Source organism: Alkalimarinus coralli (assembly GCF_023650515.1).
GTDB classification, from domain to species: domain Bacteria; phylum Pseudomonadota; class Gammaproteobacteria; order Pseudomonadales; family Oleiphilaceae; genus Alkalimarinus; species Alkalimarinus coralli.
Genome location: NZ_CP096016.1, coordinates 1793824 through 1809458 on the forward strand (window position 1 = coordinate 1793824; position 15635 = coordinate 1809458).

The following is a 15635-nucleotide window of genomic DNA, read 5'->3' on the forward strand; positions in this document are numbered from 1 at the left end:
TAGCTATGTAGGCGTCCTTAATAGTCCAAAAGCGAGTGAAGATATGTCTTTGACAGCAGATTTTCTGCCTATACGGTATGGATTAACTGAAGAATGTTTATCTAAGCATGCCATTACGCCGTATTGATAACCGCAAGACTTAGCAAGCTCTTCTACCAGTGGTGATATATCGCGAGCAAAACCATTTGGGTAGCAAATAACATTCACTTTCTTATTTATATTTTCTTCTATTACTTGCTTTGAAACACTTAACTCCTGTTTAAGCTCATCTGGCTTCAACATCGATAATATTGGGTGAGTGACTGTATGACTTTCAATATCCAGGCCTTCAGTTGCCATTTCTTTCAGTTGAGACCACGTCAGCCCTTGATAGCCTTCAACTGGTAATGAAGGTATATCAACCTCTAACTGTTCAGCTAACTGGCTTATGAGTTTATCTCTTTGTTCCCACGGCTTTACTAGACAGTAATCACCTAATTGATGCCAAGCCTCTGACACTGTATCTTTTGTAAACTCCAGAACACCAAAACCTTCCAACTCAGCCGAAAAGCAACTTGCATTATTTAAAATATAATCAATTTTATCTGGCCAGAGCCACACAACCTTGTCAATAAATCCCGTTGTGATGAATAAAGTGGCGGGTACATTGTATTTTTTCAATAAAGGCCAAGCTAGATGATAAAAATCATCGTATCCATCATCGAACGTTATAGCGACTTTTAGTTTACCCCTTGTTGCATTATTGCGGTGGGATATGGCATCAGCTAGTGACACTAACTCACAATTATCTTTTAAGAAAAGAAGATGCTGCTCGAAGTTCGCGACTGAAATAGAAGAGCCTTTATCGGGGGTTAAACGATGGTACATCAATATGAACGGTGTTTTTAAAAACATCCGATGAACAAGTAACAAAATCTTTAATACACCCGCTCTATATACAATATTCTTTACTCGATTCTTCATATCTACAAATCCGTATTTATCTATATCCTGCGAAGAAAGAGTTTAACGAGTGCTTTCCAGCCATAAATAGATGATGGCTCCATCGATATGCCTTTGACTATATCTTTCAGTGGGTTAATAAATGTTCGTTCAGCTCTTGCCATCGCCACGCCTCGACTAATAAACATGTCAGCCCACGAGTGCTTTATTGCTTTTTCAGGTATTTTTGATCCATGCTTTGCTTCAAATTCTCTTAATATTTTAAACGCGTAGTCATATCGGCCTTTCATGTTGTTAGACATTTGTCCTGACCACTCTCGGTAGATATAGGTCTTAGAGGGGCAAAACAAAAACTCCCAATTAAGTGAATACCTTAACCATAAGTCCCAATCGATGCCCATTCTGTACTCATCATTAAACACACCATCTTTCTCTATGCATTCTTTTCTAATAACTGCAGTACCAAACGGAACAAAGTTTTTTTCCAATAGTTGCTCTGTAACTTTTCCTTCATATCGCACGTAAGGGGGTTGCTTGTCATAAGTCTTGTTATTTTCATCTATATAAGAAACTTCACTGTAAACAACACCCACTTCTGGACGGTTAAACAACGGGATTTGTAGCTCTAGCTTATTCTCTTCCCATAAGTCATCACCGTCACAAAAGGCAATAAATTCTCCTTTACATTGAGCTAAGCCATTATTTTTGGCTTTGGGCTGCCCCAAGTTTGGTTGCTTAACGTAGAAAAGTCTGGAATCACACAACATAGGCCTAATGTTTTGTTCAGTATTATCGGTAGAGCCATCATCAATCACGATAACTTCTAAGTTTTTATATGTTTGATCCAATATGGACTGAATGGCTTGAGGAAGGTATTGCCCCATATTATAACTGGCGATAACAACACTAACTAATGGGTGCTTCATATACAATTAACCTGCCTATTTACAGTCATACTTTACAAATTGAAAAACGATATTTGCCATTATTTTCTTGCGCAATTTCTGAAACATCATTAATGACAAGCTTAACATTTGGCCCAAATACTGTTTCTAGTTCGGTTAGTAAGCGGGGGTCAGTATTCTCGTCAAAATCAATACCTTTAACGCGATTGATCTCAATGAGATTTAGTTGAGGCTGCACTAATTGAATCTGCTCTAAGCCTTTAATTAGAGTTAGTGTACGCTCGACTAAAGAAATTCCTGCTACTAATGTACCGTCTGGGCCCTTCAAAAAGTCTGCCACACGCCCTTGTAACCCCTCCATTAATGGTAAACCTCGACCGCACTTACATACACGATCACTAGGAATTCCAACATCTTCAATTTGATAGCGTAACAGCGGCATACCTTTGTTATTAAAATCAGTCAGTATAATTCGACCTGGCTGACCTGATGAAACCGGTTGATTGGTATCATCCAAAAACTCAACATATAAATGGTCAGTGTTTAGATGCATGCCTTCGTGTTGTTCACACTCGCAACCAATCAATCCAACCTCTTCACACCCATAGCGGTTAGTGACTTTGCATTTAAACACTGACTCAATTAAGGCCCTTTCATGATCGAGTAACATCATGGAGGTGGCAACTATTGCTTGCGGGCGTATGGTGTTGTTATTGATTGAATCTACATATTTAGCAAACATATAGATTGAATGTGCGTGGCCAAATATAGATTTAGGTTTTTCAGTTTTCCACAAAGTTACAAATGCCCCCATAGACTTATCATTCAGTGCCATGGTATCCAGGTAGATGGTTCGATCCAATAAATGGTGTCTTACCTTTTGTTTGAAAGTCTTAGGTAAATGAGGGTTGCCCCATAGAGACGCTCGCATATCTCCCATATTCCACCCTGCCCAGCGATCACTTCTCATTGCTGCTGCATTTCGCTTTTCCTGGCAGACTTTGTCAAAATAGAGGTTAAGCGATACCCCAGTTGACCCACCTGTTTTAGCGACCTCTAAATTTTGCCTATCGTATTCAGTACTAATAAATGAGTCGGCATTATTTCTAATATCCAATTTAGTTGTAACCGGTATTTTCAAATAATCTTCTGGCGTCTTGATATCGTCTGGAGTGATGCCTAATGACTTAAATAGTGCAGAATAATAGGGGCTATAATCATAGGCGTACTTGACTGTCTCTTTGAGAGATTTCCATTGCTTTTGTTTCAGCGAATCGGCACCGAACCACTGGCTTTTCTCAAGCTGTTGGACGTGTTTTAACTTAATACTATTATCCCAAACATCCCATATTGGATAAAATATATATCTTGATAGTACTTCTATTAACTTACTCATCAGCCCGCCCTTGGCTTCCAGATTACTTGTTTCTCACCTTTGATATAGCGCCAGGTCGCATGTAAACAGGCAACGTTTAGCAGTGTAAAATAATAAGGCAGTGTGTAATATACAGGCGCTTCATCGTTCGCTGAATGTTGCTTGCCCTTATAAGCCAAGCCATAGAATGCAATTTGCGCAATGAAACCCAGTACGTAGATGGCGCCTTCATCGAGAATGTAGCAATTGGCAATAAAAACCCAAATAAGCGGGACAAATGCCAAGTAACGCAATAGTTTGTGGGATATTAACTGGAACGAGAACACGCCATGCTTGAATGGGTTTAACAGTTGACGCATATCATGTAAAGCCCATAACGCCCTTAATGACACGCGTACACGCATACTGTATTCGCGGTCAGGGTCGTCTAGGGCTTCTTCTTTAAGCAATGCATTGAGCTCATAAACAACTCGATAGCCTTTTTCTGCGACCTTTAAGGGTTGCACAAAATCGGGGAGTTGGTCAGTGTTTAAGGGCTCATAAAGCACTCGTCGCATGGCATCAATCCCGCCATCGACACCAACGATTGACCCCACCTGAGTCTCTTGCTCTCGTAGCCAGTTTTCATATTTCATATAGCTGCTACAACCATCACCCACTAGCGAGCCATCTTCGGTGGTATATACCATTTTTCCGGTAACATAGCCCACTTGCGTGTCTGCAAAGTTTTTAACCAGTTCAGACAGTGCATTGGGGGCATAGAGAGAGTTAGCATCAGAGAAGACAATAATATCGCCCATAGCTTCAGGCACGATTAGATTGAGCCCGGATGTTTTGCCCTTGCGGGGAACCTGTCTGACTAGTTTTATTGGAATAGATGACTCTTTCGCCAGACTTTCAACGATCTCATCTGTTCTGTCTTCTGATTCGTCTGATACCACAATGATTTCAAGCTTGTCGGCGGGATAATCCAGCGACATTTTGTTCCTTATGGTACTTTCTATCTCTTTTTCTTCGTTAAAAGCGGCGATGAGAATTGATACCGTGGGTTGATATGTTGTATCAAACGCTATTTTTTTAGGCTTCACCGCTAACAGTTTAATGACAATGGGATACCCGATATAAATGTACACCACTAAGAACAAACTAAACCAGAACAACGTTTCCATCTAATTAGCACCCATAGATAAATACATAGCCATTGTTTTCACTCTCACCTTTGCAGGCGAGACTAAATTTTTCGATGAAACATGGATCCCCGCCTTCACAGGTATGACGTAAGGGGAGCATTTAATAAAAAACACTAACCAACCCCCTCAGCTGAAACGGGTTTATTAGCTCTGGGTAATAACAATTGCTTATTAACCAGTACGTCCTCTACCGTTGTGAACTCAAAGTCATTAAGCAGTTGTTCTAGCCGTGAATAACATTTGTCCAAGTTATTGTAATGCCGGAACATTGAAAACCAGCTTGCTTGAACTTTGGGTTGCTCAGGGTCAACTTCCCAGGGGTGAAGGTAAAACACAAAAGGTTCGTTAACTCGATTTATCGAGCCTAAACCAAGCTTTGTAAACCAGTAGGGGAACAACCGGAAGTATCCCCCTCCTGCTATTGGGAGTTTGTAGTTTGCGATATTAAAAGTAGATATGGGAAACTCGACAATTGAGTTGCCGTGTTCTGTTTCCAGCTTATAGGGCCAGCGGGGGCTTCCAGGAATGCCATAGAGATCATGCTTAACCGGAAATATACTGGAGTCGTACCTAAAGCCCAATTCACACAGCGTGTCGAGCGCCCATTTTGACTTATTGGTAATCGAATAACTTGCAGCCCTGTATCCTATTACGTCTTTCTGGATAATATCTTCAAGTATAACTTTCGACTTGTAAGTCTCTTCTTTAAAAACCTCTGGTGTTTGGTTATAAATCAGTTGATGACTATATCCGTGGGAGGCCACTTCATGCCCGGCGGCCGCAATCTTTTTAACAATATTCGGGTATCGCTCTGCAACCCAACCGAGGGTAAAAAAAGTAGCGTTTACAGTGTTAGATGCAAAAAGTTCAAGCAATTTATCAGTGTTATTTTCGGCACGACACTCCAGCGAGTCCCACTTTGAAGTCGGGATACTCTCGGCGAGTGCGGCAACATGAAAATAGTCTTCAACGTCAATAGTTAGTGCGTTTTTGATCTTTGATCGCGTTCCTTGCAATGGAATTACCTACCTTTAAACTTTAATTTTTAGAATGTTGGGATGTATCGAACACCCAGCATCACTCTATTTTCTGCATACTCATTAATCAGTGAATTACTCTCTTGTAACGTGTGGGCCAGCTCGGCTGTAAAAAATAAATTTCGAATATATTCATAGTCTGTTCCTATACTGATCTCGTATAAGTCATCTGACCTGGCTGAGGGGGTATAGTCTAACTGCTGGTACTCTGCGTTGACGTTAACAGTCAATCTGGGCATCAGAGGATAGTTGTAACCCGCTTCAACCCCGTTACGCTCCTCTTCAGATTTATCAATAAGATACTCACTGATATTATGATAAATACGCGCATTCAAAGAGGATCTGTTGGAGAAAGCTTTATCATACGTCAGAGACCATTCAGTGAGCAGTATAACGGTTGTATTGTTTATACTGATCACCGCATCTTCAAACCGTTGGTCAAACCCGCTCGCTGAGTCGTTTAGTTCGCGGTTATAGGTGATCGCTAAGCTGGATGTGCGAGTTAAATCTGTGCTGAGTGTTGCATTCCAGGTATTGGAGTCAGTCTCCTCTGTTGTCGACCCCGCCCGTCCCTTTAGGTGTGTCTTGCCATAAGAACCATCAAAATAATAGTTTAAATAACTATAGCGGTAAGAGAGAGACAACTCATTTCTATATAGCTCGCGCTCACTGCCGAACAGCGTTTTAGTCCATTCGTAATTGAGCGATACTTGCTGATGATCCGATAATAAGTGAGTGAAAGAAGGCAAGATACGGAATCTGTCGTTATCGTCGCCTTCGGTTTTATAATCGATCCGCTGATACTCGGCAGTCAGGTTCGCTGAATCAACTTTGTTGAATTGCATCGTGTACGACGGCCCCGTAGTAAATATATTACGGGTTGTTCGGTTGTCAGGTGTGTCTGGCTGAGATGAGTCAATCGTTACTTCACTTAACTCATCTGAAATACCCCACGTTAATGTACCAGGTCGTATATGATACCGGCCGTCCCAGAGCAGGTTGCTATCCAGATTATTAGAGTAAGTGTCATTAGCATAGCTATAATACTCGATATCACCTACGATGGATGAGTCCAAACGACCAAACCTGTCTGTTTTATTGATCGTTAACGAGGCTGTATTTTTAAAGTCATCGACCTCACCAGATGCTGACTTTCGTGCATTATCGGTGTATTCGGTATCGAAGGCCACTTCCAATGATCCAGGGTCAGCATAAACAGCATGCGCCAATGACCAAACGGCAATTAATGGAAGTGCCAGCCTAACGGTAGCTAAGGCTTTGTGCAGGCAAAACAAGCAGGCCTTGAACCGTAACTTATTATCCATTGATAACTACACCTAACAGCTTTTCCTTACTTAATGAGGCAGCCACATCTGCCACTTCTGTCTCCCCCACAACGCCATGAGGAACAACTAACATGGAATAATCACACAAATCGGATAATATTCTTGAGTCGGGTGATGTTTCGAAGTCCGGCGCATCAATAATGATGTAGCGGTCGGGATAACGTTTTCTTAATGCATGCAGGAATTGCTTCATTCTGAACGAAGAGAAATACTCCCCTGCAAACTCCGCTCTTGTGCCCGCGGGTATAAGCCTAAGCCTCGGTATTCCGGTAGGATAAATAATACTTGCGATATCCATATTAGGATCATTAAGAAAATCCGTGAGTCCAATATCCGGAATAAGGTCCAACTTTGAATGAAGCTCTGGTCGCCCCAAATTACAATCAATGATTAACGCTGTTTTACCGGCATCAAACGCGAAAGAAGCGGCCAAATTAAGGGCTACAAAAGAGCCTCCCCCCCCCTCTTTAACTGAGGCGACAAGCAACGCGAAGTTATTATTTCCGCTTCGTTCCAATATTTTAGTTCGAAGGGCTCTAAACTTATTTACGGTTACCTTATCAGGCGAGTCGGGAAAGATAATCTTTTTTTCTATCAAGTCATCTTTATTCAAGTTTTTGGGCTCGTCCATTTTCGCAATTTGCTTGCTAATAATGTACTTTTCAACGCCACCGGACCCTAACTCCATTGAGCTGGGAACCAGTACACTTGAACGCTCCAAAAACTCATTGTGACGCTCTAACTCGTAGCCTTCCAAACCGTTGTCGGCTACTTTTTTGTTTTCGCCTTCTTTAAACTCCTGTTCACCTGTATCCTTACCCATTTACAGCCCCTGTGTAGTTCAACCAGCCAACTATTAAATACCCAGCAACAAAGCAACCACCTAGAATAAAAATTAAAATCGTTTTATGGCGTTCTCGTCTGTGCTCTCTGGGCGTGACCACTTGCCCAATAGTCACAAGAACGGGTATACCAATGCCCTCCTGGACAGTCGACGCATCCCTAACTCGTGGATCCAGCTGAACATAGACCCCTGCTAACCCTATTGGAGCGAGCATACCAAGAAATATCGCCCCCAGCGCAAAATGAATAAACTGCGGCCCTTTAGGTTTCAATGGGTATACGGCAGGATCATGTATCGCATACGTGACCCCCTGCCCCTCAGAGCTTAAGTGCATTGAGACACGAGCTGTTTCTCTTCGCCTTAGCAGATCATTATATATATTCCTGTTAACATCAGTGTCACGTGTAAGCTCTGCCAATTCAGCTTTATTTTGCTGGACTTTCTCCATTCTCAACAGTGTCTTATCCAGCAGATTATTAAGTGAGTCAATTCTTGTTTTTACAGCGGTAATAGCGGTTTCAGTTTTTGCTCTTTCACTGGATAGCTCAACATACAAAGGGTTTTCATAACTGACAATCTCTTCATCGCCACTAACTTCAGGGCTTTTAGTTTTAGCTTCGGAGCGAATATCTTTCATTTGTTTTTTTATCGCTACGATATCGGGATAGGAGTCATGATATGAAAGCTGGAGAACCTCGAGACGCTCTTGAAGTGATTTGATCCGATCATTGCTTTTATCAGATACAACCTTATTTGAAATCGATGCGTTGACGCCTCTTAATTGCTTCCCTATTGACTCTCGCTTCGAGATCAGCTCTTCCAGCTCTAGTTCGCCAAGCTCAATTTGAGACTTCAGCTGTGAGATTTTAGCCTGCACAGACCCCTCTGTTCCATCTGCATTCTCGGACAGAAACTGCCTTAGGCGATCTTCGGACTGACTCAATTGTGCTTGATATGCTTTGACCTGTTTATCCACAAATGAGTATGCATTGCGACTTTCCTCGCGGCGATTTTCTTCTTGTATTTCCAGAAAAAGCTGACCTATCTTTTGTGTTATCAAGAAGGCAATATCTGGTTTTCGGTCTGTATAAGAGATTTGGAAAAACTGTCGCCCTCTTTTCCTAACAGTGATAGCCCTTCTTAGCCGGAGAATCTCTTTTTCCCGCCCTTCCTCGGTTAGTGCTTTATTTTCCATCTGTTCGATATAATCGACCAGCCTACCCAGGCTTTTTCTTCCCATTATGATATCTTTCGCTTCTGCTACCTTGTCTTTAGCTTTTGACTCTACAGCAGAGCCTTTCATTAAAGGCGTTATTATATTTTGGTCGTCTATGTATATGGTGACCGAGGCACTGTACTGATGCGGCCAAAACATCCCGACCACTAAACCAGTGGCACTAACCAGCATAAAAACAAATAGACAAGACCATTTTCGGCCTCTCAACTCGCGAATGACTTCCCTTACAACACTACCCAACGGAGCTTGCATTAATCAATTCCAACCAATTAAATTAAAATGTCTTTTCTGGGATTGTGATGATATCACCGGGGTTGACGGTATAGTTTGTGGATATATCACCCTTCAACAATATATCGTCTAATTTAACGGGTATAGCTACCACAGTATCACCGAACTTCCGATATAGCCCCGAATCATTCGCTGACGCAAAGTTATTTAAACCACCCGCACTCAGCACTAAATCCATAACCGTCATACCCTCTCTATAAGGAACAGATATTGCATTGTTAACAGCCCCTGTTACACGTACCCGGCCAATATACTCATAACTCCCCATATTCCTAACAACAACACTTACCTTAGGACTCTTGACGAATTTGGACAGCGCTTTGGCAACGTCATCCGCCAGTGCTTCAGGTGTTTTTCCGCTTGCCTCGATATCACCCACCAGAGGCACAGAGATCATACCGTCTGGCCGAACAGGAACACTGATCGACAACTCTGCATTTCGCCAGACATTCACACTCACAACATCTGTCGGGCCAAGCTTGTACGCCGATATTAATTCGGCCTTTGAGTTCAACGCCTGTTCTATTAATTCATCTGACGAAAACTGGGTGCTCGCACACCCTGATAACAGAATAGCACCAGACATCAGCGTGACACTAAACAGGTTCCTTTTCATTATATAGCCTCTTAATCATTTAGTTTTCGTAAGTTATTACCCTAACGGGTAAATTGGCTCATTATGCTAATAATTTATTCTGGTCCGAATGACACTTACTTAAGCCAAGTTATTCAAATTTACAGGATGTGCTGCACACCAAAAACTCCGAGCCCCGTAGCCGTGATGCAGCGTAGCGGAATCAAGGAGCCCGCTACACTAAAATCTCAAATAACCCAACCCTGATTACAGTCGTACCTCCTTTCATCAAGGCTACAACTCATATACGCTTACGCACCAAAGACTCCGGGATACCCGTAGCCGTGATGCAGCGTAGAGGCTGTGAAAGTATTAACAAGCAAGAGATTCTTTGACTTCAAAACGAACTCGAAGCGAATCTGGCGTCATTACAACGGCCTTTATAATTATTGTCTGTAGAAACAGGTAATACTTATAGGCCTTTAAATATAGCTCTGGGCTCCTTCTATTAAGGCGAAACAGAGCTTTATTTTTTATCTCCTCAAGGAGCCTGTCGAACCCCAACACATTAAGTGCACGTGTGAGATTATAACATAACGCCATTAAACTAAACTCAGCCGCTACCTTCTCTTGGCCTCTTAGCAGGAAGTGGCTCCAACCTGCTCTAGATTTCATCGTGCCAAATGGGTGCTCAACGAGTGTACTTCGCTCGCGCATTTTTCCTTTGCTTACCTTCATTCGTTCTTGATGAGCTGTGAGCAGGTCTGCATTCTCACTTCGCCACACGACTCGGCAAGGTATTTTCTCCCCAAGACAGCTTGCTTTTTGGGGGCAGCTTTTACAGACTGTTTCTGATGCACTGAAGCGATGAAATACTTGTCCGTTCTGTGTGCGGGGCGACCCTCGTTGGTTTAATGACTCTCCTGCAGGGCACACATAATGATTTTTCCTCGCATCATATATGAACTGGTCTTTTGTGTACCTTCCCTTTTTCCCTTTACCCCCCGTTTTAGGCTTGGGAACATAAGGTGTTATCTTATCTTTTACACACTTAGCAATATGCGCCCCGCTGTAATAGCCCGCATCAGCAAGCACTTCTAACTCATCTGAATTCAGTATTTTCTTTGCTTTTAGCGACATTGGGTGCAATTGTTTAAGGTCGTTTGGCTCCGTTGTGACTTCTTCGCAAACGATCAAGTGATGCTTGTTATCTACTGCTATCTGTACGCTGTAGCCGGATACCTTTTGAGTTCCTTTGTTCAGTAAACGGGCATCTTTGTCTGTACTGCTCTCTTGTGTTTTTTTAGATTTTTCTAACCTTTTTAATTCGCTCTCTTTATCTTGTTTTTCTTTTTTCCAGTCTTCGAGTTGCTGAAGCACTTTTTCCAGTTCAATATCACTGGGCTTGTTTTCTTCTTCCTTTTCCTGCGCATCTTGCTGATCTAGCTCGTTCTGCCATTGCTCGATATGCGCCTCTAGCTTTTTGAGCTTCTTCTTGAGACCTGTGGTGGTCGTAAAGCTCTTGCGGCTCGCGCTTCCTTTAAAGAAACTGCCGTCAATAGCAATGCACTGGCCTCCAAACAACGAAAGTTTCTTGCAGAATAAAATAAACTCTTTATGAGTCTCCCGAATCGCACGCCGGTTTTGGCTGCGAAAATTAGCGATCGTCTTATAGCTTGGCTTAAGCCCTTGAACTAACCACATCACCTCTATATTACGGTGGCACTCTTGTTCCAACCGACGACTCGACTTAATGCGGTTTAGATATCCGTAGAGGTAAAGCTTGAGTAACGCACCGGGAGGGTAGGCAGGCTGCCCGCTATTAACCTTGTTTTCTAAGGTATGTTGATAGCCGAGCTTTCCTAAGTCTAAACATTCAACATAGGCATCAAGGGCTCTGATGGGATGCCTCTCATGCACGTAGTCATCCATATGGCTCGGAAACAAATCCCCTTGATCGCGGGAGTGTGTTTTCTTGTATTGTCTTCCCATTTTCTTATATCTTCGAAGTCGTTAGGCGACGATATTATACAGCGGGGAGCCTATGGATACTTTCACAGCCTCGTAGCGGAATCAAGGAGCCCGCTACACTAAAATCTCAAATAACCCAACCCTGATTACAGTCGTACCTCCTTTCATCAAGGCTACAACTCATATACGCTTACGCACCAAAGACTCCGGGATACCCGTAGCCGTGATGCAGCATAGCGAAATCAAGGAGCCCGCCACACTGAAATCTCAAATAACCCAACCCTGATTACAGTCGTACCTCCTTTCATCAAGGCTACAACTCATATACGCTTACGCACCAAAGACTCCGAGATACCCGTAGCCGTGATGCAGCGTAGCGGAATCAAGGAGCCCGCCACACTGAAATCTCAAATAACCCAACCCTGATTACAGTCGTACCTCCTTTCATCAAGGCTACAACTCATATACGCTTACGCACCAAAAACTCCGGGATACCCGTAGCCGTGATGCAGCGTAGCGGAATCAAGGAGCCCGCTACACTAAAATCTCAAATAACCCAACCCTGATTACAGTCGTACCTCCATTCATCAAGGCTACAACTCATATACGCTTACGCACCAAAGACTCCGAGATACCCGTAGCCGTGATGCAGCGTAGCGGAATCAAGGAGCCCGCTACACTAAAATCTCAAATAACCCAACCCTGATTACAGTCGTACCTCATTTCATCAGGGCTACAACTATTTACCGCGACCCTTTCTTAAATAAAACAACTTCTACGGTTTGAATCAGTATAAGTATATCCAGTAGCAAGCTTTGATTTTTTATATAGTAAAGATCATATTGCAACTTCTCTCTACTGTCTTCTTCACTATCAGCATAGGCAAAACAGAGCTGAGCCCACCCTGTTATACCTGGTTTTACACGGTGCCTCTCGCTGTAGTAGGGGATATTTTCGTTTAGCTGGTTTACGAATACAGGTCTTTCTGGTCTAGGCCCGACAAAAGACATATCACCCACCAACACGTTAAATATCTGTGGCAACTCATCTATTCGCACTTTCCTGATAAATTCCCCTACTCGCGTTACCCGACTATCGTTTTTCTGTGCCCAGATGGCCTCACCTTTTTTCTCCGCATCAACACGCATACTTCTGAATTTGTGAACAAAAAACGAGCGCCCGTTTAAACCAACTCGCTCTTGGCTATAGATAACGGGCGCCTTAAGTCCTTCTTCTAGCTTAATACAAACAATCGTTATTAACATTAGCGGCCAGGAAACCACTAACAAAAGCAAGCTGGCAAAGATATCAAACGACCGTCTCACCAGTGCGTTAAAACTCCCTACGTTAAAACCGTCAGAAAAAATCATCCAGCTTGGCTGAATCAACTCAAGCGGAACCTTTTTGCTTTCACGCTCATAAAAGCTGGATCCATCAATAACATTGATGCCTTCCATCTTACAGTTGAGAAGATCATCGAGTGGTAAGGTTTTTCTGCGGTCATCAACGGCAACGACTATCTCTTCAATGCGGTTATCTTCTGCATACTGCTGAATATTTGAAGGCATAGGTAACAGGCAGTGCTCATCTACCTTAACCTGCTCATCAACCATAGGAATATAACCGATGATATCAAACCCTTTTCGATCGAGAGGGGCTGTTAGATCTGTGGCTAAGTTGCGAGCTCGCTCACCAGCCCCGAGAACGACCACTCTACGTTTGAAAAAACCCTCATTGGCAAAAAGAAAAAATAGCGCGCGAAAAATACCAACGCTAAATACCGCCAAGACGGAGGCTAAAGATAACTGCCCCTTAGTAAAATACCAAAGTGTATCGCCAGAAACGTAAACAAAGAATGACAACATGGCTATTGCAATAATGATGCTTAGTATACTACGAAGCATCATGCCACTTAGACCCTCTTCTATTTGCGCTTCATAAACACCGGTGGCAATCATGATGAGCTGAATCAAAAGAGTGTAAAAAAGGGCCGAATAAACCACTTGATCCCAGTACTTTATGAACAAGCCTGCATCGGTAAAAAATAGAAAAAAAGCAGATACATAGAAACAGCTCATCAATACGGCAAAATCGATGAACCCAAGAACAATGAAAGGAAGGTGAACGTAATGCTTAAAAACTCGTATATGAGCCACTGCAACTCCTAGTTAGTGGAAATCCATTATCAACACTGCCTTACATTTGCGGCTCTAATAATAAGGCATACCAAAACCGTAGACAATTCTATAGCTCTACATCAAGAATGCAATTTGTAATTGGTAATTGTTTTCATTTTTTTACAATTCTTTTTTTCATTTCCAACCAACTCTAAAATATAAAATTAAATTTCAGTCACTACCTTACAGTTTTTATTTATTCTCGGGTATAATCCGGCTCCTTTTATCAAAAGATTTGGAGTTTTAGGGGTAGCAAAGACTACGCACACTGCAAACCTAATCAGAACACAGTCATCTTATTAAATATGCAAAGCTTTACACAGGAGCTTACACTTCATGAAGGATCTTAGTAGCGTCAGGGTATGTTTGGTCGGACTTGGCTATGTCGGGCTTCCACTTGCGGTAGAATTTGGTAAAAAGTACCCTACCACTGGCTTTGATATAAACCAGCCTCGAATTAATGAACTCCAAAGCGGTGTTGATTCAACACTTGAGGTGGAAAGTGAGCTTTTATCAACAGCAACGCAACTCAACTTTACAAGCTCAGCCGATGACATAAAAGAGTGCAACGTCTTCATTGTCACCGTACCTACTCCAATTGACGAATTCAAAACCCCAGACCTGTCCCCCCTTATCAACTCCAGTAAAACGATTGGCGCAGTATTAAAAAAAGGCGATATCGTCATATATGAGTCAACCGTTTACCCTGGAGCGACTGAAGAAGAGTGTATTCCGGTTCTGGAAGCTGCATCCGGACTCAAGTTTAATGAGGATTTTTTTGCAGGCTATAGTCCTGAAAGGATAAACCCTGGCGACAAAGAGCATAGAGTCACCAATATTCTGAAAGTAACCTCAGGCTCCACACCGGAAATCGCGCGGTTCGTTGACAATCTATATAAATCCGTCATCACAGCTGGCACACACCTGGCCAGCAGCATAAGAGTCGCAGAAGCCGCCAAAGTCATCGAGAATACACAGCGCGACGTTAACATCGCACTGGTTAATGAACTTTCTCTGATTTTCAATAAGCTAAATATAGACACCCTTGAAGTACTTGAAGCCGCCGGAACAAAGTGGAATTTTCTGCCTTTCAGGCCCGGACTGGTTGGCGGACATTGCATCGGTGTTGACCCCTATTACCTTACCCACAAAGCACAGGCTATCGGTTATCATCCAGAGGTAATCCTCTCTGGAAGACGAATTAACGATCAAATGGGCGCCCATATTGCTGAATCAGTTGTAAAACTGATGATGAAACGTAAAATTCACGTAGTCGATTCCAGGGTATTGATTTTAGGCCTTACCTTCAAAGAAAACTGCCCGGATATTCGCAATACGCGAGTGACCGACATAGTCGAAGAGCTAAAAACATATCACGCCAATGTCGATATTTTTGACCCTTGGGCCAACAAAGAGCAAGTAAGCGAAGAGTATGGCTACGACCTCATTAGCAAACCTGAGGCAGACACCTACGACGCTGTTATTCTGGCGGTATCACATGACCACTTTAAAAACATGGGAACGTCGGCAATCAAAGCGCTTGGCCACACGAACTCAGTCCTTTATGACGTAAAATCACTGCTTGATAAAGAACAGATAGACGCAAGACTTTAAACCAATAAGTTTACCTGGGAACAAAGAGAGGGTGCAGAAAATACCTACACTGCACCCTCTCTATTAACTCCCACCTTCACACACCCTAGTAATACACCTTCACACTCCCTGGTAACACTCGCCCTAAGCCTT

General features: G+C 42.7%; 12 protein-coding genes. 1 reads left to right on the top strand and 11 read right to left on the bottom strand.

The features are described 5' to 3' along the window. Positions 1-3: 3 nt before the first annotated feature. From MY523_RS07950 to MY523_RS08000, 11 genes are all read right to left on the bottom strand, one after another. Positions 4-963, bottom strand: a complete 960-nt coding sequence (locus MY523_RS07950) for a polysaccharide deacetylase family protein (protein ID WP_250658252.1) — start codon at positions 961-963, stop codon at positions 4-6. Between the two features lie 20 nt (positions 964-983). Further along, complete coding sequence (locus MY523_RS07955) at positions 984-1868, bottom strand: glycosyltransferase family 2 protein (RefSeq protein ID WP_250658253.1); 885 nt, start codon at positions 1866-1868, stop codon at positions 984-986. A 25-nt stretch (positions 1869-1893) separates the two neighbouring features. Further along, positions 1894-3243, bottom strand: coding sequence for a phenylacetate--CoA ligase family protein (locus MY523_RS07960; RefSeq protein WP_250658254.1), 1350 nt, complete (start codon positions 3241-3243; stop codon positions 1894-1896). After that, the gene (locus MY523_RS07965) at positions 3243-4391 is read right to left on the bottom strand and encodes a glycosyltransferase family 2 protein (RefSeq protein ID WP_250658255.1); all 1149 of its coding nucleotides are present in this window, start codon (positions 4389-4391) and stop codon (positions 3243-3245) included. The genes MY523_RS07960 and MY523_RS07965 overlap by 1 nt, the downstream gene beginning before the upstream one ends. Positions 4392-4525: 134 nt before the next feature. Further along, positions 4526-5428 (bottom strand): XrtA system polysaccharide deacetylase, encoded by a 903-nt coding sequence (locus tag MY523_RS07970; RefSeq protein WP_250658256.1) that lies wholly within the window; start codon positions 5426-5428, stop codon positions 4526-4528. 29 nt (positions 5429-5457) lie between these two features. Then, positions 5458-6774: an outer membrane beta-barrel protein gene (locus MY523_RS07975; RefSeq protein WP_250658257.1), complete on the bottom strand. Its 1317-nt coding sequence runs from the start codon at positions 6772-6774 to the stop codon at positions 5458-5460. Further along, the gene (locus tag MY523_RS07980; protein ID WP_250658258.1) at positions 6767-7618 is read right to left on the bottom strand and encodes a P-loop NTPase family protein; all 852 of its coding nucleotides are present in this window, start codon (positions 7616-7618) and stop codon (positions 6767-6769) included. The genes MY523_RS07975 and MY523_RS07980 overlap by 8 nt, the downstream gene beginning before the upstream one ends. Further along, positions 7611-9128, bottom strand: coding sequence for an XrtA system polysaccharide chain length determinant (locus tag MY523_RS07985; RefSeq protein ID WP_250658259.1), 1518 nt, complete (start codon positions 9126-9128; stop codon positions 7611-7613). The genes MY523_RS07980 and MY523_RS07985 overlap by 8 nt, the downstream gene beginning before the upstream one ends. Positions 9129-9150: 22 nt before the next feature. After that, entirely contained in the window at positions 9151-9783 is a 633-nt protein-coding gene (locus MY523_RS07990) for an XrtA/PEP-CTERM system exopolysaccharide export protein (RefSeq protein ID WP_250658260.1), read from the bottom strand. Between the two features lie 330 nt (positions 9784-10113). Further along, positions 10114-11733: an IS1182 family transposase gene (locus tag MY523_RS07995; protein WP_250655547.1), complete on the bottom strand. Its 1620-nt coding sequence runs from the start codon at positions 11731-11733 to the stop codon at positions 10114-10116. Between the two features lie 722 nt (positions 11734-12455). Next, positions 12456-13868 (bottom strand): TIGR03013 family XrtA/PEP-CTERM system glycosyltransferase, encoded by a 1413-nt coding sequence (locus tag MY523_RS08000; RefSeq protein WP_250658261.1) that lies wholly within the window; start codon positions 13866-13868, stop codon positions 12456-12458. 357 nt (positions 13869-14225) lie between these two features. Between MY523_RS08000 and tviB the strand changes: the two genes are divergently transcribed. Continuing rightward, positions 14226-15503 carry a Vi polysaccharide biosynthesis UDP-N-acetylglucosamine C-6 dehydrogenase TviB gene (gene tviB / locus MY523_RS08005; RefSeq protein ID WP_250658262.1) on the top strand — a complete coding sequence of 426 codons (1278 nt, stop codon included), beginning with the start codon at positions 14226-14228 and terminating at the stop codon, positions 15501-15503. Positions 15504-15635: the final 132 nt, after the last annotated feature.

Bases quoted from the DNA above. Each gene is read 5' to 3' on its own strand.
- MY523_RS07950 (WP_250658252.1), bottom strand. From the start codon at position 963: ATGAAGAATCGAGTAAAGAATATTGTATATAGAGCGGGTGTATTAAAG.
- MY523_RS07955 (WP_250658253.1), bottom strand. From the start codon at position 1,868: ATGAAGCACCCATTAGTTAGTGTTGTTATCGCCAGTTATAATATGGGG.
- MY523_RS07960 (WP_250658254.1), bottom strand. From the start codon at position 3,243: ATGAGTAAGTTAATAGAAGTACTATCAAGATATATATTTTATCCAATA.
- MY523_RS07965 (WP_250658255.1), bottom strand. From the start codon at position 4,391: ATGGAAACGTTGTTCTGGTTTAGTTTGTTCTTAGTGGTGTACATTTAT.
- MY523_RS07975 (WP_250658257.1), bottom strand. From the start codon at position 6,774: ATGGATAATAAGTTACGGTTCAAGGCCTGCTTGTTTTGCCTGCACAAA.
- MY523_RS07980 (WP_250658258.1), bottom strand. From the start codon at position 7,618: ATGGGTAAGGATACAGGTGAACAGGAGTTTAAAGAAGGCGAAAACAAA.
- MY523_RS07985 (WP_250658259.1), bottom strand. From the start codon at position 9,128: ATGCAAGCTCCGTTGGGTAGTGTTGTAAGGGAAGTCATTCGCGAGTTG.
- MY523_RS07990 (WP_250658260.1), bottom strand. From the start codon at position 9,783: ATGAAAAGGAACCTGTTTAGTGTCACGCTGATGTCTGGTGCTATTCTG.
- MY523_RS07995 (WP_250655547.1), bottom strand. From the start codon at position 11,733: ATGGGAAGACAATACAAGAAAACACACTCCCGCGATCAAGGGGATTTG.
- tviB (WP_250658262.1), top strand. From the start codon at position 14,226: ATGAAGGATCTTAGTAGCGTCAGGGTATGTTTGGTCGGACTTGGCTAT.